Annotated in this window: 22 protein-coding genes and 5 tRNA genes; 2 read left to right on the top strand and 25 right to left on the bottom strand. The window is 62.8% G+C overall.

The window, feature by feature from the left end:
* Positions 1 to 45 precede the first annotated feature (45 nt).
* The 7 genes from htpX to CEJ45_RS02580 all read right to left on the bottom strand — a co-directional run bounded on the left by htpX (position 46) and on the right by CEJ45_RS02580 (position 6294).
* Positions 46 to 924, bottom strand: coding sequence for a protease HtpX (htpX, locus tag CEJ45_RS02610; RefSeq protein WP_008328006.1), 879 nt, complete (start codon positions 922 to 924; stop codon positions 46 to 48).
* 149 nt (positions 925 to 1073) lie between these two features.
* On the bottom strand, positions 1074 to 1499 hold the full coding sequence (locus CEJ45_RS02605) for a hypothetical protein (protein ID WP_088753684.1): 426 nt from the start codon (positions 1497 to 1499) through the stop codon (positions 1074 to 1076).
* A 318-nt stretch (positions 1500 to 1817) separates the two neighbouring features.
* Positions 1818 to 2774 carry a sensor domain-containing diguanylate cyclase gene (locus CEJ45_RS02600; protein ID WP_088753683.1) on the bottom strand — a complete coding sequence of 319 codons (957 nt, stop codon included), beginning with the start codon at positions 2772 to 2774 and terminating at the stop codon, positions 1818 to 1820.
* Positions 2771 to 3394: a chemotaxis protein CheC gene (locus tag CEJ45_RS02595; protein ID WP_088753682.1), complete on the bottom strand. Its 624-nt coding sequence runs from the start codon at positions 3392 to 3394 to the stop codon at positions 2771 to 2773. Before CEJ45_RS02595 ends, CEJ45_RS02600 begins: the two co-directional genes overlap by 4 nt.
* Positions 3391 to 3774, bottom strand: coding sequence for a response regulator (locus CEJ45_RS02590; protein ID WP_088753681.1), 384 nt, complete (start codon positions 3772 to 3774; stop codon positions 3391 to 3393). Before CEJ45_RS02590 ends, CEJ45_RS02595 begins: the two co-directional genes overlap by 4 nt.
* A gap of 209 nt (positions 3775 to 3983) precedes the next feature.
* Positions 3984 to 4169, bottom strand: a complete 186-nt coding sequence (locus CEJ45_RS02585) for a YbdD/YjiX family protein (RefSeq protein WP_370516285.1) — start codon at positions 4167 to 4169, stop codon at positions 3984 to 3986.
* Positions 4170 to 4224: 55 nt separating this feature from the next.
* Positions 4225 to 6294: a carbon starvation CstA family protein gene (locus CEJ45_RS02580; RefSeq protein WP_088753679.1), complete on the bottom strand. Its 2070-nt coding sequence runs from the start codon at positions 6292 to 6294 to the stop codon at positions 4225 to 4227.
* A gap of 278 nt (positions 6295 to 6572) precedes the next feature.
* Here CEJ45_RS02580 and CEJ45_RS02575 point away from each other — a divergent pair, with 278 nt between their 5' ends.
* Together CEJ45_RS02575 and CEJ45_RS02570 are read left to right on the top strand one after the other, a co-directional pair.
* Positions 6573 to 7964 (top strand): cache domain-containing protein, encoded by a 1392-nt coding sequence (locus CEJ45_RS02575; RefSeq protein WP_088753678.1) that lies wholly within the window; start codon positions 6573 to 6575, stop codon positions 7962 to 7964.
* Positions 7957 to 8616, top strand: coding sequence for a response regulator (locus tag CEJ45_RS02570; RefSeq protein ID WP_088753677.1), 660 nt, complete (start codon positions 7957 to 7959; stop codon positions 8614 to 8616). The genes CEJ45_RS02575 and CEJ45_RS02570 overlap by 8 nt, the downstream gene beginning before the upstream one ends.
* On the opposite strand, the gene CEJ45_RS02565 is transcribed toward CEJ45_RS02570, so the two are convergent.
* From CEJ45_RS02565 to lepB, 18 genes are all read right to left on the bottom strand, one after another.
* Positions 8613 to 9230 carry a histidine phosphatase family protein gene (locus tag CEJ45_RS02565; RefSeq protein ID WP_088753676.1) on the bottom strand — a complete coding sequence of 206 codons (618 nt, stop codon included), beginning with the start codon at positions 9228 to 9230 and terminating at the stop codon, positions 8613 to 8615. The genes CEJ45_RS02570 and CEJ45_RS02565 overlap by 4 nt on opposite strands.
* Positions 9231 to 9239: 9 nt before the next feature.
* Entirely contained in the window at positions 9240 to 10070 is an 831-nt protein-coding gene (locus tag CEJ45_RS02560) for an adenosylcobinamide-GDP ribazoletransferase (RefSeq protein ID WP_088753675.1), read from the bottom strand.
* Positions 10063 to 11097 (bottom strand): nicotinate-nucleotide--dimethylbenzimidazole phosphoribosyltransferase, encoded by a 1035-nt coding sequence (cobT, locus tag CEJ45_RS02555; protein WP_088753674.1) that lies wholly within the window; start codon positions 11095 to 11097, stop codon positions 10063 to 10065. Before cobT ends, CEJ45_RS02560 begins: the two co-directional genes overlap by 8 nt.
* Positions 11098 to 11247: 150 nt before the next feature.
* On the bottom strand, positions 11248 to 12222 hold the full coding sequence (locus CEJ45_RS02550) for a chemotaxis protein (RefSeq protein ID WP_088753673.1): 975 nt from the start codon (positions 12220 to 12222) through the stop codon (positions 11248 to 11250).
* Positions 12223 to 12559: 337 nt separating this feature from the next.
* Positions 12560 to 12635 (bottom strand) — tRNA-Gly (locus CEJ45_RS02545).
* A gap of 53 nt (positions 12636 to 12688) precedes the next feature.
* Positions 12689 to 12764 (bottom strand) — tRNA-Gly (locus tag CEJ45_RS02540).
* 53 nt (positions 12765 to 12817) lie between these two features.
* Positions 12818 to 12893: transfer RNA gene (locus CEJ45_RS02535), tRNA-Gly, on the bottom strand.
* 11 nt (positions 12894 to 12904) lie between these two features.
* Positions 12905 to 12978: transfer RNA gene (locus tag CEJ45_RS02530), tRNA-Cys, on the bottom strand.
* A gap of 152 nt (positions 12979 to 13130) precedes the next feature.
* Positions 13131 to 13206 (bottom strand) — tRNA-Gly (locus CEJ45_RS02525).
* 66 nt (positions 13207 to 13272) lie between these two features.
* Positions 13273 to 13863, bottom strand: a complete 591-nt coding sequence (pgsA, locus tag CEJ45_RS02520; protein ID WP_088753672.1) for a CDP-diacylglycerol--glycerol-3-phosphate 3-phosphatidyltransferase — start codon at positions 13861 to 13863, stop codon at positions 13273 to 13275.
* A gap of 123 nt (positions 13864 to 13986) precedes the next feature.
* Complete coding sequence (gene uvrC / locus CEJ45_RS02515) at positions 13987 to 15852, bottom strand: excinuclease ABC subunit UvrC (protein ID WP_088753671.1); 1866 nt, start codon at positions 15850 to 15852, stop codon at positions 13987 to 13989.
* A gap of 17 nt (positions 15853 to 15869) precedes the next feature.
* The gene (gene nagZ, locus CEJ45_RS02510; RefSeq protein ID WP_088753670.1) at positions 15870 to 16898 is read right to left on the bottom strand and encodes a beta-N-acetylhexosaminidase; all 1029 of its coding nucleotides are present in this window, start codon (positions 16896 to 16898) and stop codon (positions 15870 to 15872) included.
* Entirely contained in the window at positions 16895 to 17287 is a 393-nt protein-coding gene (acpS, locus tag CEJ45_RS02505; RefSeq protein WP_088753669.1) for a holo-ACP synthase, read from the bottom strand. Before acpS ends, nagZ begins: the two co-directional genes overlap by 4 nt.
* A 10-nt stretch (positions 17288 to 17297) precedes the next feature.
* Positions 17298 to 18071, bottom strand: a complete 774-nt coding sequence (pdxJ, locus tag CEJ45_RS02500; RefSeq protein WP_088753668.1) for a pyridoxine 5'-phosphate synthase — start codon at positions 18069 to 18071, stop codon at positions 17298 to 17300.
* A gap of 163 nt (positions 18072 to 18234) precedes the next feature.
* Complete coding sequence (recO, locus tag CEJ45_RS02495) at positions 18235 to 19086, bottom strand: DNA repair protein RecO (RefSeq protein ID WP_088753667.1); 852 nt, start codon at positions 19084 to 19086, stop codon at positions 18235 to 18237.
* Positions 19087 to 19187: 101 nt separating this feature from the next.
* Positions 19188 to 20117, bottom strand: coding sequence for a GTPase Era (era, locus tag CEJ45_RS02490; RefSeq protein WP_088753666.1), 930 nt, complete (start codon positions 20115 to 20117; stop codon positions 19188 to 19190).
* A complete protein-coding gene (gene rnc, locus CEJ45_RS02485; RefSeq protein WP_088753665.1) occupies positions 20114 to 21100 on the bottom strand; it encodes a ribonuclease III in 987 nt (328 codons plus the stop codon). Before rnc ends, era begins: the two co-directional genes overlap by 4 nt.
* Before the next feature lie 195 nt (positions 21101 to 21295).
* A complete protein-coding gene (gene lepB, locus CEJ45_RS02480) occupies positions 21296 to 22210 on the bottom strand; it encodes a signal peptidase I (RefSeq protein WP_088753664.1) in 915 nt (304 codons plus the stop codon).

Genomic DNA, 22210 nt, shown 5'->3' with positions numbered 1-22210 from the left:
CGCTGGCGGGCCGCACTTGGCGCGGTGCGGTCCGCCAGCATGGCATCAGCGTGCAGCCTGCAGGGCGGCGATGCGCGACTCCAGCGGCGGGTGGCTGGAGAACAGGCCCAGCCACGATTCACGGCCGGAAATGCCGGAGGCCTGCAGGTTCTGCGGCAGGCCATCGGACTGCAGGCCACCCAGGCGGCGCAGCGCGTTCATCATCGGCACCTTGCTGCCCATCAGGGCTGCGGCACCGGCATCGGCGCGGTATTCACGCTGGCGCGAGAAGTACATGACGATGATGCTGGCCAGGATGCCGAAGACGATTTCACAGACGAACACGGTCACCATGTAGCCGATGCCGGGGCCGCTGTTTTCTTCGTTGTTCCTGCGCAGGAAAGAGTCGACGAAATAGCCGACGATGCGCGCGAAGAACATCACGAAGGTATTGACCACGCCCTGGATCAGGGTCAGCGTGACCATGTCGCCGTTGGCGATGTGGGCCACTTCGTGGGCCAGCACGGCTTCCACTTCTTCCTTGGTCATGCCTTGCAGCAGGCCGGTGGAAACCGCCACCAGCGAATTGCTCTTGCTGGCGCCGGTGGCGAAGGCATTGGGCGGGCCGTCATAGACCGCCACTTCCGGCATGGGCAGCTGGGCGCGGGTAGCCAGGGTCTGGACGGTTTGCAGCAGCCACAGTTCGGTGGAATTCTGCGGCTGCTCGATCACGCGCGCACCGGTGGACCACTTGGCGATGGTCTTGGACATGAACAGCGAAATGAAGGAGCCGCCAAACCCCATCAGGCCGCAGAACACCAGCAGCATGCCGAAGTTGAGGCCGTTGGCAGTGAGGTAGCGGTTCACGCCGAGCAGGCTGGCGGTGAAGCTCAGGACCAACATCACGGCGAGGTTGGTGACGAGGAACAGAACAATGCGTTTCATGGTTTTTCCTGATGAACGAAAAGGTACCGTGCGCAAGCGCAGCACGGCGGATGGAACAATGGGAGTCAATGGTCAGGCGTGCGCGGCAAGGCAGCACACTGCAGCCGCACCTGCGCCCTGCCCCGCGGCAGGTGCGCACGACGGAGGGCTTATGCCAATGGCGGGGGACGCAGCTGGTCGCGCAGGAAGGACGACCAGTTCAGGCTTGCCGCAAAGGCATGGGGAAACGGAAACCAGTGCAGTCCGGGCGTGGCAATGGCGGCGGGCAACGCGGGATCTTCCAGCTCGCCCTGGGCACCAGGCTGGTCGTCATCGTCGCTGGCGGGCACTTCATCGCCCGTCAGGCTGCCCGCAGCCAACGCATCGACTGCGGCGGCCGGCCAGGCGGCAGGCACGGCGGCCGGGCAGGCATGGCCGCTGCCCTTGGCAAACGCGTGCAGGTGCGCAGCCGATGATGAGGTGGCCGGGACCTGCAACTGTTCACGCAACTGCTCGCGCAGCTGGACCTCTCCCGTGGCTGCCAGCAATTGCAGCGGGATCAGCAGAGTCAGCAGCAGGAGCAGCAGTCGGCGCATCAAACCCTTGGTGAAGAAAAAACAAACATGGTGGACGGGGTGTGGAGGTTCCAGGAATCTCCTCGACTTCCCCGGCGCGTCAGGCTTTTGTCAGCATGAACGGATGCGCATTATACGCAAATTCGCCCCCGCTCCGTGCCGGCTGGTTCCCCCCTGGAAACCAAGCCGCCAGGCAAGTTATCCACAAAAGCTGTGAACAAGCCTGTTGATAAGCAAGCTGCCATTTTCTGACATGCTTGCTCAGCAAGGGTTTCCTATAAATTGCTCTTGAATTGTACAAAAGTGCAGAAATTTCCCTGAAGCATGACGCTGGGGAATTCAGTCGGTCGCCACCACCTTGTTGCGCCCACCCAGCTTGGCGCGGTACAGCGCGGCATCGGCGGTCGCCATGAGCTGGCGCCCATCCGCCTCGCCCTCGATGCGACGCGTGCACACGCCCACACTGATGGTGACGCGATGGGCAACCAGCGACTTGGCATGCGGTTCGGCCAGAGCAAGGACGCTTTCGCGCAGCGTTTCAGCCGTCTCGGCGGCTTGCGAGGGCGTCAAGCCCTCCATGAGGAGGATGAATTCTTCACCTCCATAACGCGCCAGCAGGTCGCCCGGGCGCTGCAAGCCTGCCTGCAGCGCCGCGGCCACGCGTTTGAGGACCTGGTCGCCAGGCCCATGGCCGTAATAATCGTTGTACTGCTTGAAGAAATCGACATCCACCATGAACAGCGACAGCGATCCGCCGGTCGGCCCCATGCGCTGCAAGGTCTGGGCGTAGTGTTCATCGAAATGGCGGCGGTTGTGAATGCCGGTCAGGCCGTCCGTCGCCACCTGGCGCTTGAGCACGTCGGAACGGGATTGCAGCATCTTTTCGCGGCGCACCGAGTTGCTGGCATCGCTGATCTGCATCAGGCAGAGGCGCTCCCCTTCTTCATTGTCGAAGGGCGTCAGGACCACCGATTGCACCATGCGCGCCGCGCCTGCCGCAGAGGCATGGTCCGGATACAGCGGCAGTGGCGAGCGGTGCAAGGCACTGGAGAGAACCGCCGGCAGACCGTAATTGAGGGTACTGTCGATCGCCCGCAGCAAGGCTGGCGACACCGGTTGGTCGAAGCAGGCATCAAAGTGCGTCCCCAGGGCCTGCGCGGCAGGCACGCGGCTACAGCGCGCCACCCAGGCGTTCCAGAGCAGGACCTGGCGCCGGGCATCGAGCATGATGAGGCCACCATGGAGCTGTTCCAGCACATCCTCTGCGCGAAAGCGCGGTGCTACGGCGATGCTCATGCCAATCCGATCTTGCCCAGGTAGCGCTGCACGTTCTCCACCAGGGCATGCAAGGAGGAAGAACTGAGCAGGAAGATCAGGTGGCCGTCGGTCTGGTGCTTCTCGATGACCAGGTCGATATGCAGCACCAGCACGTAACTGTCGTCGCTGCGGGTGGCGGCCAGCCGCTCCGAAATGTCTTCCGGGGAAGACACCAGGTATTGCGGCAGCGAGCTGTTGAGGGTGATCTCCAGCATGTCGGCCATGGCCGAGAGGCAGGCATTGAGGATGATGTTGCCCAGTTCGCACATGGCTTCGCGCTCGAACTCGGCCAGCTCGTCCAGGCTCATCTGCGAGCCCATCATGTCGCGCACGATGGACAGCGCGCGGTCCTCGGTGAAGAGCAGCACCGCCTCGGCATCGAAGGGGCCGTCGAACTTCTGGCTCACGGTGGCAAAGCGGCCGCGCGTGCGCGGCAGCACCTGTTCGTCGATGGCGGCCGTACGCAGCACTTCCACGGAGGGTACTGACAGGCGGACTTCGTCGCCCACGATTTCAGACAGGCTCTGCGCGGCGCGCCCTGCGCCCACATTGAAGATCTCGGTCAGGGCATCGCGTTCGATCTCGTTGAGGATGCTCACGGCTGGCCCCGGAAATGCACCAGCGCCTGGCCAATCGATTTTTCCGTGACCGGCTTGGCCACGAACAGTGCCCCCAGTTGCTGGGCGCGGGTCTGCACGGCTTCCTGGATGTTGGCCGAGAAAATGGCAATGCGTATCGACGGATGCGCCTGCAGGATCTGTGCGGCAGCCTCGGTGCCCAGCATGCCGGGCATGTTGATGTCCATCGTGCAGTAGTCGGGCACGCGTTGCTGCACCTGGGCGATGGCCTCCTCGCCAGTACCGGCCTCCATCACCTGCCAGTCCGGATGCACGGCCAGTACGTTGGCCTTGATCACCATCCGCGAAACCTTGCTGTCATCGACGATGAGGATAGTCTTGCTGTTGTCGTTGCTTGCCATCTTGAATCACCTTGACCATCAAAAAACTGAAGAATGCTGACTTCCTGTCATGCGTTCAAAAATGATAAGTCAGAAGCAACATGCTTCGTATTAGGGAATTCCTGATATGAAATAACCTGCATCATGGAAACATCGAAAAAAAAGAGACCCGAAGGTCTCTTTCTCATCGGCCCGGGCCATGCTTCCGGCCCGCGGGAAGTCAGCACAGTTCAACAGCAGCGCCCCACCCGCCCCTTGCCGCCATAGCGCGCTTCCTGGCGCTCGCGGAAGAATTCTTCATAGGTCATCACGCAGTGATCCGGATGAGAGGCCTTCATGTGGGCCACATAGGTATCGTATTCGGGCATGCCCACCATCAGGTTCAGGGTGCGGCCGACCTGGCGCCGCCAGGCCATCAGTTGCGCCAGGGCGCCAGGTTTGCTCATGCTGTTCTCCTTGCTGCAAAAAGCTTCACTGCGGGGCTACGGCACTGGCTGGCAGCGCCTGGTAGGCCGATTCCTTGACGCTGGGCTGGTGCGCCGCACGCGCCTTCAATACGGTACGGATACCAAACACCAGCACGCTCACCACCACCAGCATGAACATCGCGGCCAGGCCGGCATCGACGTAATCGTTGAAGATCACCTGGCGCATCTGCTCGATCGACTTGGCCGGTGCCAGCAGCTTGCCTTCGTCCAGCGCCGCCTGGTACTTCTGCGCATGCGCCAGGAAACCCACGCGCGGATTGGCATCGAAGACCTTTTGCCAGCCGGCGGTCAGGGTGCAGATCAGCAGCCAGGTCGTGGGCACCACGGTGACCCAGGCGAAGCGGTCGCGCTTCATCTTGAACAGCACGCAGGTCGCCAGGATCAGGGCGATACCGGCCAGCATCTGGTTGGAGATGCCAAACAGCGGCCACAGGGTATTGATGCCACCCAGCGGATCGACCACGCCCTGGTACAGGAAGTAACCCCAGCCGGTCACGCACAGGCCGGTAGCGATCAGGCTGGCAGCCCAGGAATCGGTGCGCTTCATCGGCGGGATGAAGGCGCCCAGCAGGTCTTGCAGCATGAAGCGGCCGGCACGGGTACCCGCATCCACGGCAGTCAGGATGAACAGCGCTTCGAACAGGATGGCGAAGTGGTACCAGAAGGCCATCATGGCTTCCCCGGTCACGCCGGAGAGAATCTGGGCCATGCCCACGGCCAGCGTAGGCGCGCCGCCGGCGCGCGAGATGATGGTATGTTCACCCACGGCCTGGGCGGTATGGGTCAGCATCTCGGGGGTGATATGGAAGCCCCACTGCGAGATTACCTGCGCCACGTTCTCCGGCGTGGTGCCGATCAGCGCGGCCGGGCTGTTCATGGCGAAGTAGATGCCCGGCTCGATGCAGGAAGCCGCGATCAGCGCCATGATGGCCACGAAGGATTCCATCAGCATGGCGCCATAACCGATGAAGCGGGCGTGCTTTTCGTTTTCCAGCAGCTTGGGCGTGGTGCCCGAGGAAATGAGCGCATGGAAGCCCGAGACCGCACCGCAGGCGATGGTGATGAACAGGAACGGGAACAGCGAACCCGACCACACCGGACCACTGCCGTCGATGAAGCGGGTCACCGCATGCATCTTCAGGTGCGGGGCAATGAAGATGATGCCCAGCGCCAGCGCCACGATGGTGCCGATCTTCAGGAAGGTGGACAGGTAATCGCGCGGCGCCAGCAGCAGCCACACGGGCAGCACCGAGGCGACAAAGCCGTAGCCGATCAACATCCAGGTCAGCTGCTTGCCGTTGAAGGTGAACATCTGGCCCAGCACGGCATGTTCCTGCACATACTGGCCGCCGACGATGGCCAGCATCAGCAGCACGAAGCCGATCCACGAGACTTCACCGATGCGGCCCGGACGAATGTAGCGCGAATAGACGCCCATGAAGAGCGCAATGGGAATGGTCGCGGCCACGGTGAAAGTGCCCCACGGCGACTCGGCCAGGGCCTTGACCACGATCAGCGCCAGCACCGCCAGGATGATGACCATGATCATGAAGGCCCCGAAGAGCGCGATCACGCCGGGTACCTGCCCCAGTTCGGACTTGATCAGGTCGCCCAGCGAGCGGCCGTCGCGGCGGGTGGAGATGAACAGCACCATGAAGTCCTGCACGGCACCGGCAAAGACCACGCCGGCCAGGATCCACAGCATGCCCGGCAGATAGCCCATCTGCGCGGCCAGCACCGGCCCCACCAGCGGACCGGCACCGGCGATGGCGGCGAAGTGGTGGCCGAACAGCACGTACTTGTTGGTGGGCACGTAATCCAGGCCATCGTTGAACTTGTAGGCCGGCGTCATGCGCGCGCCATCCAGGCCCAGCACGCGCTCGGCGATGAATTTGCTGTAGAAGCGGTAGGCGATCAGGTAGACGCACACCGAGGCCACGACCAGCCAGACGGCATTGATCGATTCGCCGCGCTGCAATGCGACGTAGGCGCAGGCCCCGGCGCCACCCAGGGCGACAGCCAGCCAGCCCAGTCTGGAAACCAAGCGGTTCATTGTTCTCCTCCTTGCGGATATGAATTGTTGTGGGAAATCTTGTTGTCGTCAGTGCGTCGTCGTCCAGGTCCACATGAATGAAACTGATCGAACGGACGCACTGCGCAGGATGCCCGCCAGTATCGGCATGCCCCTGCTGCCCCACAAGCGCAGCACTACGCAGAGCCGCTACGTAGAATTACGCAGGGTGAAGGGATTTTCTTCCGTGGTGATAACGGGCAGGCAAACGAGATGAAGATTTACGCGGGCACCCATAGGCTTTGGGTAGAATCGCGGGCATGAAACTGCGCCAGAAAATCATCTTCCTCGCCATCGTCCCGCTGTGCCTGGCCTTTGCGGCCATCGCGCTGGTGGTGCGTTACCAGGCGGTGGAACTGGCGCGCCAGCAGCGTTCCACCATCGAGGCCGCCTACCTGGCCAGCAAGAATACGGAGCTACGCCACTACGTTGACCTGGCCCAGCATGCGCTGGCCCATCTCTACGACACCGGACGCACCGATGACGCCATCAAGGAAGAAGCCCGGCGCATCCTGGCCGACCTGGAGTTTGGCGACGACGGCTATTTCTTCGTCTATGACGACCAGGGCCGCAGCATCATGCATCCGCGCCAGCCGGAACTGGTCGGACGCGAGATGTGGGACTGGCGCGATGCCTCCGGCAGCCCGACCATCCAGCACCTGATCGAACGCGCCCACCAGGGCGGCGGCTTTGAGCGCTACCTGTGGCGCAAGCCCTCCAGCAAGACCGTGGCGCCCAAGCTGGGTTACGTGATCGCGCTGCCGCGCTGGGACTGGGTGATCGGCACCGGCATTTACCTCGATGATGTGGAAGCGGCGCTGGCCCAGGTCGATCACCAGAATTCCGGCTACCTGCACCAGACCATGCTGCTCATCGCGATCATCGCTTTATCCAGCGCGCTGGCGGTGGGACTGGCCGGCCTGCTGCTGAACCTGAGCGAGTATCGCGTGGCCGATGCCAAGCTGCGCCAGCTGGCCCAGCGCGTGGTGCGTTCGCAGGAAGAAGAACGCGCGCGCCTCTCGCGCGACCTGCATGACGGCATCAGCCAGTGGCTGGTCTCCATCAAGCTGCAGATCGAAGCCGCCCTGGAACGCCTGCGCGGCACGCCCGAACAAGCGGCGGTGGCACGCGCCGGCTTTGAAAAGACCGCGACCCAGATCAACGGCGTGCTGGCCGAAGTGCGCCGCATCTCGCACGATTTGCGGCCGGCCATCCTCGATGATCTCGGACTGGCGGCGGCACTGGAACACCTGTGCGGCGAGTGGCGCGAAAGCAGCCCGCAGACACAGATCGTCTTCGAGCATGAGCGCCAGCGCGAGGACGGCGCGGCGCTCTCGGACGTGGTCAACACCGTGCTGTTCCGCGTGGCGCAGGAAGCGCTCACCAACATTGCACGGCACGCCAACGCCAGCCAGATCCGCATGCGCCTGTATGACGGCCACAACCTGCTGATGCTGCAAGTGCAGGACAACGGCAACGGCTTCGATCCCGGCCAGGTAGACGATCATTCGCGCCACGGCATCGGACTGCGCAACATGCGCGAACGCATGGAAGCCGTCGGTGGTGAGCTGGCCATCGATTCATCGGCTGCCGGCACCAGCATCAGCGCCGTCATTGCGCGCTCTTCCCTCTTCCCTTCGCCCCATGTCTGAGACCGCCAACCCCATCTCCCCTGCCCCTGCCGCTGCTACTACGCGCATCATGCTTATCGACGATCATCCGCTGGTGCGCGACGGCTTGCGCGCGCGACTGGAAACCGTGCCCGGACTGGAAGTGGTGGCCGAGGCGGGCAATGCCGAGGAGGCACTGGCCGCCGCCGCCCTGCATCAGATCGATCTCACACTGATGGACATCAACATGCGCGGCATCAACGGCATCGAGCTGACGGCGCGTTTTCATGCGCTGCATCCGGAGATCGCGGTACTGATCCTGAGCATGCATGACAAGGCGGAATACGTGATGCAATCGATCCAGGCAGGTGCCCGCGGCTATGTGCTCAAGGATGCGCCCAGCCAGGACATCGTGCATGCCATCGAAACGGTGCGCTCGGGCGGCATCTACTACAGCGCCGCACTGGTGCGCCAGCTGACCCAGCCACTGCCGGTGCGCGAGTTGCTCACGCAGCGCGAGCGCGAAGTGCTGCAGCACATTGCCAATGGTGAATCGAACAAGCAGATCGCCCGCGAGCTGGACCTGAGCGTACGTACGGTGGAAACCCACCGGCTCAACATCAAGCGCAAGCTCAATATCGATGGACAGGCGGAACTGATCAAATTTGCGGTGGAGTCGCGCGGGGCGGGCTAGCGCGCCGGGCTGGGGGAGACATCCAGCACCAGCGGGCGGGCATAGGGAATCTCGGTGCGATGGGCTGCGGCGTTCAGGGCGATCTCCCGGAAGTCTGCGGCCTCCGGACTGGCAGACTCGCCCTGCCCTGCACGCCATGCGGCGCAGGCGTGCAGCATGCGGATGGACCCGGCATGGCAGATCACGATGACGCCCTCGGCACTGGTGGCGAGCAGGTCGTCGAAGGCTTGCCACATGCGGCCTGCCACCTCGGTCAAAGTCTCGCCACCGCCGGGTGCGTAATGCGCAAGATCGGCATTCCATGCCTCGACTTCGGCCCAGGGGATGTCATCCCAAGGGCGCAGCTCCCATTGCCCGAAATCCATTTCCTGCAGCCGCGGATCCACCTGCGGTGCGGGACGATGCATGGCCTGCGCGAGGGAGTGCGCGAGCTTCGCGCAGCGCTGCAGGGGGCTGCTCACCAGCGGCCAGTCATGGGGCAACGCCCGCAACTGCGGCAATAGTTGCGCCGCGCTCTGCGCCAGCATCTCGGGAGCGACCGCAATATCGCTGCGACCATAACAGGTGCTCTTGTCCACGAGTGGCTGGGGATGCCGGACCAGATGCAGGCGCATGGGCATGGCTCAGGGATTCCACCACGACGGCAGTGAGGCAAGCGCACCGAGATAGAAGGCCGTCTCGCTCAACTGCTGGACCGCACCGAGGCAATCCCCGGTATAGCCGCCGAGGCGACGCCGGAAGCGCGAGGCCAGCCAGATCGTCGCCAGTGCCGCCAGCAGCACGCCGGCGGCGATGCGCTGCCAGGACATCATGCCCAGCGCGATCACGCCGATCACCGGCAGCACCGCAAACGAGGTCGCCAACAGGAATTCGCCATGCCCCATCTGCTGCGCCAGCGGCTTGGCCTTGCCCTCCTCGCGGACATAATCCATACGCCAGATGAGGCAGGTGGCCAGCCAGCGCGACAGCGGATGAGCCATCCCCAGCACGGCCAGCACCTGCAACGGCAGCAGCGCCTGCAGGGCCGCCAGCTTGGCCAGCAAGAGCGCGACGATACCGATCACGCCATAACTGCCCAGGCGCGAATCACGCATGATCTCCAGCGCACGTTCACGGCTGACTGCGCCACCGAGGCCATCGCAGACGTCGGCAAAGCCATCCTCGTGGAAGGCGCCGGTAAGCCAGATCCCGGCTGCGGTGGACAGCAGCACCGCCACCATCTGGGGCCAGAACTGCACGGCCAGCAGGTAGACCAGGGCACAGGCCCAGGCCACGATCCAGCCGACCAGCGGAAAATAGCGCGTGGCGTGCTGCAGCCAGTGTGGCTGGAAGCCCACCCAGCGCGGGATCGGCAGCCGTGTGAAGAATTGCAGCGCCGTGAAGAACAGACGCAGCTGGTACAGCGGGCCCTCACTGCACGATGGCGGCGCAGAGGTGAAGTCTTTGTCAGACATGCTTTTCGCTGACGCTGGCCGAGGAGAAAGTGGCCATGCGTTCCAGGAAATTGACGGCCGCGCGCAGCAGCGGCAAGGCCAGCGCGGCCCCGGTGCCCTCGCCCAGGCGCAGGTCCAGCTGCATCAGCGGCGTGGCCCCCAGGTACTGCAGCATGCGGCGATGGCCGGCCTCATCCGAGCAATGCGAAAACACGCAGTACTCCAGCACGGCCGGCTGCAGGGCGGCTGCCACCAGCAGCGCCGAGGTGACGATGAAGCCATCGATGAGCACCACCTTGCGGCGATGTGCGGCGCCCATCATGGCACCGGTCATGAAGGCGATCTCGAAGCCACCCAAGGCCGCCAATCGCTGCAGCGGTGTGCTCGCTTGTGCATGCAGGTACAGCGCGCGCGTCACCGCATCGGCCTTGCGGGCGACGCCCTGGGCATCAAGGCCGGTGCCGGCGCCGACGCATTCTTGCACCGGCGCACCTGTGAAGGCCGCCATCAACGCGGCAGCGGCTGTGGTATTGCCGATCCCCATCTCGCCGAAGCCCAGCACATCGGCCTGCAGCGATTCGGCGAACTGGAGGCCGGCCTGCAGCGCGGCCTCGCATTGCGGTGCCGTCATTGCCGGCGCTTTGCAGAAATTGGCGGTACCGGCTGCGATCTTGCGGTCCAGCAGGCCATCGCGCTGGCCGAAATCATGATTGACGCCGGTATCGACGATATAGAGCGCGCATTCATTCTGGCGCGCGAAGATGTTGATCGCGGCACCGCCAGCGAGGAAGTTCTCCACCATCTGCCAGGTCACGCTTTGCGGATAGGCTGAGACGCCCTCTGCGGTGACGCCATGATCCCCGGCACAGACCACGATGGCGCTCTGGCGCAGCACCGGATGGTCGCTGCCCTGGATCAGGCCGATCTGGCGCGCCAGGCGCTCCAGCGCGCCGAGGCTGCCAAGGGGCTTGGTCTTGTCGTTGATGCGCGCGTCGAGACGCGCGGCCAGGGCGGCGTCATACGGAGAGGCGATGGCGGGAATCTGCATGAAGAGAGGCTCTGCGCCGCACGATGCGGCAGGATCAAGGGAGCGTCAGTATACGAGATCGGCGCATGCAGCGGCAGGACAGTGGCCGGCGCAGGAGAAAAAGAAAGGGAGCCCAAAGGCTCCCTTCGCGGTGATTGCAGCGCGGGCAGGTCAGGCCTTGGCCGCGGCCTTGTCGAGCACGCCGAAGATGGTCGCGGCCAGTTCGTTGGCTTCGAACTTGGCGACGTAGGCATCCCCGCCCACGCTCTTGACGTGATCCTCGTTGGCCGAACCGGACAGTGAGGAGTGGATGATGACGGGAATGTTTTTCAGGAAGTCCTCGCGCTTGATGTTGCGCGTGAGGGTGAAGCCGTCCATCTCCGGCATTTCCAGATCGGTCAGCACGAAGGATATCTTGTCAGCAATCGGCTTGCCCTCGGCGCGCGCTTCCTTGGCCAGTTTCTGGATCTTGTCCCAGGCATCCTTGCCGGTGACATGCATCTCGAAGGGAATTTCCATGGCCCGCAAGCCCTGCTCGATGAGCGAACGGGCTACCTTGGAATCGTCGGCGGCGATGGCCACCGCGCCGGGGCGCATGCCATGGCCGGCGCTCTTTTCCAGGTTTTCCATCTTCATGTTGCGATCGCTGGGCATGATCTCGTGCAGGATCTGCTCCACATCCAGCACCTGCGCCAGGCGGCTGGTGTCCTTGTCCTGATCCAGGCGCGCGATGCTGGTGACGAAGGCGCCACCGCTGCTGGTTTCGGCCGAGAGGACCTGGCTCCATTCGAGGCGCACGATCTCGTCCACCGATTCCACCGCAAAGGCCTGGGTGCTGCGCGCGTATTCGGTGACCAGCAGGATGTTGAGGCCCGTCTTGGGCACACAGCCCACCACCGCCGGCAGGTCGATCACCGAGATGATCTGGCCACGGATGTTGACCATGCCCAGCATCGGCGATTGCGTACCGGCGGCCTTGGTCACCGGCGGCATGGGCACGATTTCGCGGATCTTGAAGACGTTGATGCCAAACAGCTCGGAGCGCTCACCATGTGGATCCGCCCCCAGGCGGAACAGCAGCAGCTCGAATTTGTTGGATGCGGTGAGATTGGTTCTTTCGTCAATCTCTTTCTGAAAATTGTCCATGCCCCCTCCCCAGGATGCGAATGATAGTGACAGGCGAAAAGCCTGACTCAGCAATGTAGTAGGGAAAGATGGTCGTGGCAATCAGGCAAATGCCGATAGTCGACATTTTTCATTCTTGCCTTGTCGCATGTATCGAAATACCACGCTCGCTGCCTGGCAGGAGAGACGCATCGTACCGCCACGACGAACAAGCAGACGAGGAAATCAAAAACTGGAGGTATCCGCGTGATGTGCAGGATGCACTCGGCGTTGAGGAAGGAAAAGCAACGAGAGCGGCGGGTGCGCAAATGCAGCGCAGAAATGAAAAGAGGAAGCCCGAAGGCTTCCTCTTTCAATTTGGAGCGGGAGAAGAGTCTCGAACTCTCGACCTATACCTTGGCAAGGTATCGCTCTACCAACTGAGCTACTCCCGCATGGGACTTTTACATCTACTGCAACAGGCTGCCGAAGCTGCCTGGTTTGAAACTGGAGCGGGAGAAGAGTCTCGAACTCTCGACCTATACCTTGGCAAGGTATCGCTCTACCAACTGAGCTACTCCCGCATGGGAACTTACACTTTACTGCTGCAGGAAGCCGAAGCTGCCTGCCTTGAATCTGGAGCGGGAGAAGAGTCTCGAACTCTCGACCTATACCTTGGCAAGGTATCGCTCTACCAACTGAGCTACTCCCGCATGGAGCGTTTTGGAGGCGGGGGTCGGGATCGAACCGGCGTAGACGGCTTTGCAGGCCGCTGCATAACCACTTTGCTACCCCGCCTTGGGGACACGCATACTACCTAAAACACGTGTTGTTTGCAAACATCTTTTTTGACTTTTTTCGACTTGCGCCGCAGCCAAAATTTCAATGCTCGCTCACCTATCACAATAAAAAAAGGAAGCTTTGTCAGGCTTCCTTTTTTCCAAGTAACTTGGAGCGGGAGAAGAGTCTCGAACTCTCGACCTATACCTTGGCAAGGTATCGCTCTACCAACTGAGCTACTCCCGCATCGAAAACAGAACGCTATTATAAGGCAGCGTTGGTATTTGTCAACTATCGATCTTAATTATTTAATTATTTTTTTCTGTTCCCGGCATCGGCTTCCTTGATCATCGGCATCGCGCGGCGCAGGTAGTACAGCATCGACCACACCGTCAGCACCGCCGCCACCAGCAGCAGCAAGCTGCCCCACAGGCGCGTATCGATGAAGCCGAACAGGCTGTCGTAGTACAGCAGCATGGGGATGGCGATCATCTGTGCGGTGGTCTTGATCTTGCCCAGCGAACTGACCGCCACTGACTTGGAGGCGCCGATCTGGGCCATCCATTCACGCAGCGCCGAAATGGCGATCTCGCGGCCGATGATGATGAAGGCGATCACCGGATGCACGCGATCCAGGTGCACCAGCACCAGCAAGGCGCCGGTGACCATGAGCTTGTCGGCCACCGGGTCGAGGAAGGCGCCAAAGGCGGAGGTCTGGTTCCAGCGGCGCGCCAGGAAGCCATCGAACCAGTCGGTAGCGGCCGCGACGATGAACACGGCCGTGGCGGCGATGCCCTGCTCGTAACGGTTCAAGCCAATCTCAGGCAGGTAATAGACCCCGACGACCAGAGGAATGAGCGCCACCCGCAACCAGGTCAGCAGAATCGGAATATTGAAAGGCATACGTCTTGGAGGGTTGGAGCGGCGTACACGAAAAAAAATTTACCGAATAGTAGCAGAGTCATCCCCTGCTGCGCCCGCCTTTACGTCGGTGCGCGCAGCAGCGGTGCAGCAGCGTGAACGAACTCAGTGCAACTGGCGGTAGATTTCCTCGGCCAGCTGGCGCGAGATGCCTTCCACGGAGGCCAGGTCATCCACGCTGGCATCGGCCACGCCGCGCAGGCCACCGAAGCGCACCAGCAGGCGCTGGCGGCGCTTGGCACCGATGCCCTCGATCTCTTCCAGGCGCGAGGTCTGGCGTGCCTTGGCGCGCTTGGCGCGCATGCCGGTGATGGCAAAACGGTGCGCTTCGTCCCGGATCTGCGCGATCAGCATCAGTGCAGCCGATTCCTTGCCCAGCTCCTTGGGCGCACGGCCATCGGCGAAGACCAGGGTCTCCAGGCCGACCTTGCGCCCTTCCCCCTTGGCCACACCGACGATCAGACTGATGTCCAACCCCAGTTCGGTCAGCACCTGACGCGCCATCTCGACCTGGCCTTTGCCGCCGTCGATCAGGACGATGTCCGGCATCACGCCTTCGCCGTTGGCGACCTTCTCGTAGCGGCGCGTGAGCACCTGGCGCATGGCGGCGTAGTCATCGCCGGGCGTGATGTCGTTGATGTTGTAGCGGCGGTATTCACCGTTCTGCATCGCATGGTGATGGAACACCACGCACGAGGCTTGCGTGGCTTCACCTTGGGTGTGGCTGATGTCGAAGCATTCGGCGCGCAGTTCGTCCAGGTCTTCGCGTTCCAGCTCCAGCACTTCGGCCAGCGCACGCGTGCGGGCCTGCTGCGAGCCTTGCTCGGACAGCAATCGTGCCAGTGCGATCCCGGCCCCCTTGGCGGCCATCTCCAGCCACTGGCGACGTTGGCCCTGTGGCTGGAAAGTCAGCGTGATGCGATGGCCGCACTGCTCCATCAAGGCCATCATCAGGGCCGGATCATCGAATTCGGTGCCGACGATGAGCGAGCCGGGGATGAACTTGTCGATGTAGTGCTGGGCCAGGAAGGCTTTGAGCACTTCCACCTCGATGCTGTCCTCGGCGGTGTCCATCGCATCATCCACATGCGTGGGGAAATAGGCACGGTCGCCGAGATGGCGGCCGCCGCGCACCATCGCCAGGTTCACGCAGGCACGGCCGCCCTGCACCACCACGGCGATGATGTCGATGTCGGCGTCGCTGACCGTCTCCATACTCTGCTGGTGCAGCACGCTGGAGAGCGAACCGATCTGGTCGCGCACGGCAGCGGCCTGTTCGAATTTCAGGTCGGCGGCGAAGGCATGCATCTTCTGCTCCAGCGCTTCCATCACTTCGCTCTGGCGGCCGCGCAGGAATTTGGAGGCATTCTCCACGTCGAGCGCGTAATCCTCGCGGCTGACCAGGTTCACGCAGGGTCCGCTGCAGCGGTGGATCTGGTGCAGCAGGCAGGGCCGCGTACGGTTGGTGAAGACGGTGTCTTCGCAAGTGCGCAGCAGGAACACCTTCTGCAGGATCTGGATCGATTCCTTCACTGCCCCGGCATTGGGGAACGGACCGAAATACTGGCTGCGCTTGTCCACCGCGCCGCGATAGTAGGCCATGCGCGGGAAGGCGTGGCCGGTGATCTTCAGGTAGGGATAGGACTTGTCGTCGCGGAAGAGGATATTGAAGCGCGGGCGCAGCGTCTTGATGAGATTGTTTTCCAGCAGCAGCGCTTCAGCCTCGCTGCGGGTGACCGTGGTTTCCAGGCGCGCAATGCGCTCGACCATCATGGCAATGCGCGCACTGGTGAGGGTCTTCTGGAAATAGCTGGAGACACGCTTCTTGAGGTCGCGCGCCTTGCCCACGTAGAGCACGTTGTCCTCGGCGTCGAAGTAGCGATAGACGCCCGGCAGGTGCGGCAGCCGGGCAACCGTGTCCAGCACGACTTCACGCGGGTCGGGGAGCGGGGATACTGGGATATCGGACATGAGCGAAAACGAATGACTTACAGCGACTGCACCAGCGCGCGTGCGGCCAGGTAGCGCGGATCGGCTTGCAGCGCATCCCAGCCCAATGCCTCGCCACAGGGCAGCAGGGTCGCGCGGCGTGCGGCGGAGGCCGCATCGGTACCGCCCTGGAGCCCGGCGAGGATGGCGTCGGCCTTGTCCGGCGAGTTGCAGATCAGCGCCACATCGCAGCCCGCATCCAGCGCAGCCTGTGCGGCCTGCAGCGGACCACCGGCAACACTGGCACCGTGCATGCTGAGGTCGTCACTGAAGATCACCCCCTGGAAGCCGAAGCGCTCGCGCAGCATCGACAGCCAGACCTTGGAAAAACCGGCCGGTTGCGCATCCACCTTGGGGTAGATGACGTGGGCCGGCATGACCGCGGCCAGGCTCATGCCCAGCCAGTCATACGGTGTGGCGTCGTCGCCGAGGATGTCTTCCAGGCCGCGCTCATCGACCGGTATGGCCACGTGGGAGTCGGCCGTGACAAAACCATGGCCGGGGAAATGCTTGCCGCAATTGGCCATGCCCGCCAGCGCCAGGCCGTGATTGAGGCTCTTGGCCATGAGCGTGACCACGCGCGGATCGCGATGGAAGGAACGGTCGCCGATCACGCTGGAGACGCCGTAATCCAGATCGAGCACCGGGGTGAACGACAGGTCGATGCCACAGGCGCGCAGTTCAGCGGCCAGCACGAAGCCGGTGGCCGTGGCCACCTTGGTGGCTTGCAGTACGTCGCGATCCCACAGCTGGCCCAGTTGGCCCATGGCCGGCAGGCGCGTAAAACCATCGGTGCGGAAGCGCTGCACGCGGCCGCCTTCGTGGTCCACGGCGATGAGGATACCGGGACGGGCCTGGCGAATCGCACTGGTCAAGGCGACCAGTTGCGCACGGTTCTCATAGTTGCGGGCAAACAGGATGACCCCGCCCGTCAGCGGGTGCTGGAGGCGCGCGATATCGGCGGCATCCAGCGTGGTGCCGACCACGTCCAGCATGACCGGACCGAGCGGCTTGACGGCTTGATTCATGACTTCTCCACGATGACAAAGGCGACGGCGTATTCCACTTCGTCGGTGACGGAAACCTGGGCGCTCAAGCCCTGCTCTTCCATCCATTCTTGCAAGGCGCCGCTGCAGACCACCACCGGCTTGCCGCTGGGGGCGTTCAACACCTGCATGGCGCGCCAGGTCATGGGCATGCGCATGCCCATGCCGATGGCCTTGGAAAAGGCTTCCTTGGCGGCGAAACGGGTGGCCAGGAAGCGCACGCCGCGTGCTTCCACTTTGGCCTTGCGGCGCAGGTATTTTTCCATTTCCTGCGGGCCCAGGATCTTGGCGGCGAAACGGTCGCCGTGACGCCCCAGGGTCGCCTCCAGGCGCGAAATCTGGAGGATGTCGGTACCGATGCCGTAAATCATGCGGCGCGCCTCAAGCCTTGGCCTTGAGGGCGTCCAGGCGGGCCTTGACCATGATGGCCTTCATCTCGGAGACCGCATTGCGCCAGCCGGCAAAGACCGCATGGGCGACCACGGCGTGGCCGATGTTGAGTTCAGCGATCTCGGGGATGGCGGCGATGGCCTGGACATTGGTGTAGTGCAGCCCGTGGCCGGCATTGACCTTCAGGCCGAGCTTGACGCCGGCTTGCACGGCAATGCGGATGCGCTCCAGCTCTTCCTGCTGTTCACGCTCGCTGGTGGCGTCCGCATAACGGCCGGTATGAAGTTCGATGACGGGAGCACCCGATTCTGCGGCCGCCTGGATCTGCTCCACATCCGGATCAATGAACAAAGAGACGCGAATGCGTTCCTGCTGCAACTGCACGATCGCCGCCTGCACATCGGCAAAATGGCCGCGCACGTCCAGGCCGCCTTCGGTGGTGACTTCGGTGCGCTTTTCCGGCACCAGGCAGACATCCTGCGGCTGGATGCCACAGGCGAAATCGATCATCTCTTTCGTCACAGCGGCTTCCAGGTTCATGCGCGTCTGCAGCAGCGGACGGATGGCCTTGACGTCTTCATCGCGGATGTGGCGGCGGTCTTCGCGCAGGTGCAGGGTGATCGCATCGGCACCGGCCTCCTCGGCTTCCAGCGCGGCGCGGATGGGATCGGGATAACGGGTGCCGCGCGCATTGCGCAAGGTGGCGACGTGATCGATGTTGATGCCCAGGTCGATGGCCGGGCCGGCAGGCTGCAGGAAACTCATGGTGTCAGGAAGCTTCGTTTGAATGATGTCGGGATGTGATCAAGGCTGCACGTGAAGTACCGTGCAGCCACTGTCGGATTGTAGCGGCTCGGGATCGCACGCGGGGGCAGACGGGATCAAGTGGCGGCATGTTCTGGCCGGCGGCAGGCAGGCCGCCGCGCCGTCACAGCTGCATCAGGTCGATCAGGATCTGGCGCGTGTTGAGCTGCGCACCGCCCAGGTGATGCGACAGCAGGTAGCGCATCAGGAACTTGCTCTGCAACTGCGTGGTGGGGTCGCTGTAGTCCTCGCGCTCCATGTCCAGCAGTGTCTTGCCGGAGACCTTGGGCGCGCGGTCGGAAATGCGCTCGGGGCGTGTGCCCTGCTCCGGATCCACGACATAGATGCCATCCGGCTGCACGGTCTTGCCGCTGGCCACGCAATGGCTCCAGTTGCCGGCCACGCCGGTCTGCTTCAAGAGGATGCGTTCGAACTGGCGCAGCACGATGGGGGCATTCTCGCCATGGGCCAGCTTGTTGAGGGTAGCCACGTAATGGTCGAACAGTGCCGGGTGCGCATCTTCGCGCGCCAGCAGCTTGACCAGCAATTCATTGAGGTAGAAACCGCACAGCAGGGCCGATTTTTCCAGCGGCAGCAGGCCGCCCACCCATTCGGCATCGGTCAGCGTGCGCACTTCGGACTTGCCGCTCCACGACAGCGAGAGCGGCTGGAAAGTCTGCAAGGCACCGCGCAGCTTGGAGTGCGGACGCTTGGCGCCCTTGGCTACGAGTGCGATACGGCCGTGATCCCGGGAGAACACGTCGATGATGAGACTGGTTTCCTTGTAGGGATAGCTGTGCAGCACGAAGCCCGGCTGCGCCAGTACCTTGTGCTCCTTCTCCGGCACCGCGCGGCTGCGCGCACGGGGCGCGGCCGGCTTGCGTGCCGGGGCCTTGGCAGGCGCCTGGGGCGCGACCGGCGCGGCCGGATCGATTACCTGGCCGTCGAGCTGGGGTTCGTTGAGCATGGTGGTCATGGATATCCGTCCTGAATGCGTGAAGCCACGTCGTTGGGGCGCGGCGTAATGCCATGATTATGCAGGGATTGCGCGCAGCCCGCAGGAGGCCGCACGCGGGCTCACTCGTAGCCGTAGGCGCGCAGGCCGGCTTCGTTGTCGGCCCAGCCCGATTTGACCTTGACCCAGATCTCCAGGTAGACCGGACCACCGAAGAGGCGCTCCATGTCCAGGCGCGCCTGGGTGGAAATTTCCTTCAGGCGTGCGCCCTTCTGGCCGATCACCATGGCCTTGTGGGTGTCGCGTTCGACCAGGATGGCCGCGAAGATGCGGCGCAGGTTGCCTTCCTGCTCGAACTTCTCGATCAGGACCGTGCTGGTGTAGGGCAATTCTTCACCGACGAAGCGGAATACCTTTTCGCGCACGATTTCAGAGGCCAGGAATTTCTCGCTGCGGTCGGTGATGTCGTCTTCGTCGAACATCGGCGGATTCTGCGGCAGCAGCTTGCGCACTTCTTCCTGCAGGCGATCGAGCTGGAAGCGCTGCTTGGCCGAGACCGGCACCACGGCGGCAAAATCATGGTGCGAAGCCACTTCGCGGGCGAAGGGCATGAGCGTGGTCTTGTCCTTGTTGCGGTCGGCCTTGTTCAACACCAGGATGCAGGGCACGTTGGCCGGCAGGAGATCAAGCACCTGCTTGTCGGCGGGACCAAAAGTACCGGCTTCGATCACGAAGAGGATCACGTCGGACGCCGTCAGGGTATTGGTGACGGTGCGGTTCAGGGTCTTGTTGAGGGCATTGCTGTGACGCGTCTGGAAACCCGGCGTGTCGACGTAGACATACTGGGTGTTCTCGATGGTCTGGATGCCGGTGATGCGGTGGCGCGTGGTCTGGGCCTTGCGCGAGGTGATGCTGACCTTGGCGCCGACCAGCACGTTCATGAGGGTCGACTTGCCAACGTTGGGACGACCGACGATGGCGATGTAGCCGCAACGGTAATCGCTCTCGGGGGTCTGCGCCGATGCGTCATCGGCCATGGGGGAATCTGTCATGCTGTTCTGGATTGCGAGGCGGATGAAGCCGCCGAAATGGGTTCTGCTGCGGCCGTTTCAGTGCGGTCGCCGGTGGTCTTGCCATCGTTGCGCGCGGTGACGGGCGCGCCCTTCTGTTCCTTGGTTTCCTTCTGCTCCTTCAGCTCCTTGGGCGGTTTGGCAGGCTTGCTGCCATTGACCGTCGAGGCGTCAGGACGATTGCCCTTGCCCGCTTCGTGCTCGGGTGCATCCGGCTGGATGGTTGCAATACCGGCCAGTTTGAGCTGGGTGGTACGGGCACGCGGCTTGCGGCCGGCCGACGGGGTCTTGGCCAGCGCCAGCTGCACGGCTTCCAGGGCCAGCTTGGCGGCGGCCTGTTCGCCGGCGCGACGGCTGCCACCGGTGCCGAAGACCTGGATGTCCAGCTTGGGCACCAGGCATTCGATCTCGAATTCCTGGCTGTGGGCCGCACCATGGGTGGCGATGACGTTGTACTGCGGCAGCGGGATCTTCTTGCCCTGCAAGAACTCTTGCAGCAGGGTCTTGGCATCCTTGCCCAAGGTCTTGGGATCGACGTGTTCCAGCACCGGGACGTAGAGCGAGCGGATCACCGCGCGTGCCGCTTCGAAGCCGGAATCGAGGAAGATCGCGCCAAAAAGCGCCTCCAGGGTATCGGCCAGGATCGAGGGACGGCGGAAGCCGCCGGATTTGAGTTCGCCTTCTCCCAGGCGCAGGAACTGCGACAGCTCCAGCCGCTGGGCGATTTCATACAGCGATTGCTGCTTGACCAGGTTGGCGCGCAGGCGCGAGAGGTCGCCTTCGTCGATCTTGTCGTAACGTTCGAAGAGCAGCGAAGCCACCACGCAGTTCAGCACCGAATCGCCGAGGAATTCCAGCCGCTCGTTATGCAAGGCGCTATGGCTACGGTGGGTCAAGGCCTGCTGCAGGAGCGAAGCATCCTTGAATGGGTGGCCTAGCCGTTGTTGCAAGAGTTGAGGATCCATTTTTTCATCCGTCATTCAGTCTGCCGCCCCGATACGCGCAGTGGCGCGTGGATCGGGGATTACCAGCCTGACCAGTCAGCGGGATCGGTTCAAAGCAAAGCTGAAAACTGCTCCGGGTCTGCCTCCACAATGCGAAGTTGCCAGTTGGAAACTGCAGAAACTGCGTAAGCTGCTGGACCAGGATGCGGCGCGCTCTTAGTGGAAGCTGCCGATCCGCTTGATATCGCCCAGGTTCATCCAGACAAAGAAGGCCTTGCCGACGATGTTCTGGTCCGGCACGAAGCCCCAGTAGCGGCTGTCGAGGCTGTTGTCCCGGTTGTCGCCCATCATGAAATATTCACCCGGCGGCACCGTGCAGGCGAAACCTTCGGCGTTGTAGGTGCACAGCTCATGATGCGGGAAGGCATCGGGATTGGGCACGAAGTTGGGGGCACGCTCATCGGTGAGAATCTTGTGCTCCACGCCGGTCAGGTTTTCCTGCCATTGCTTATAGTACGTCAGATTTTCCTCATCCAGATAATCCGGCAGCGCTTTGTAAGAAATTTGTTCACCATTAACCGTTAAGCGCTTGTTTTTATAGACTATTTTATCACCAGGCACGCCCACCACGCGCTTGATGTAGTCCACCGACATGTCCTTGGGGTACTTGAAGACCATGACGTCGCCGCGCTGCGGCTGGTTCACTTCGATGATCTTCTTGTTGATGATGGGCAGGCGGATACCGTAGGTGAATTTGTTCACCAGGATCAGGTCGCCCACCAGCAGGGTCGGCACCATCGAGCTGGACGGAATCTTGAACGGTTCATACAGGAAAGAACGCAGGCAGAACACCAGTGCGATGACCGGGAAGAAGCTGCCGGAATATTCGATCCAGGCTGGCTGCTTCAAGTGACGCGCCTGCAGGTCGGCACGGGCGGTGGCGACGGTACCGTCACGCTTGACGCCTTGCGCCTGATCGCGCGCGACCGCGGCATCGAACTCGGCCAGGGCGGCATCGGCACGGGCGCGGCGCTGCTTGGAGAGGAAGAAGGTGTCGGCGAACCAGATCACGCCGGTCACCAGCATCAGCACGAACAGAATGAGTGCGAAGTTGCCCAACAAAGCCTGCAT

This window comes from Herbaspirillum aquaticum (assembly GCF_002213425.1).
GTDB lineage: Bacteria > Pseudomonadota > Gammaproteobacteria > Burkholderiales > Burkholderiaceae_D > Herbaspirillum > Herbaspirillum aquaticum.
This window is presented reverse-complemented; position numbering and strand designations above follow the sequence as displayed.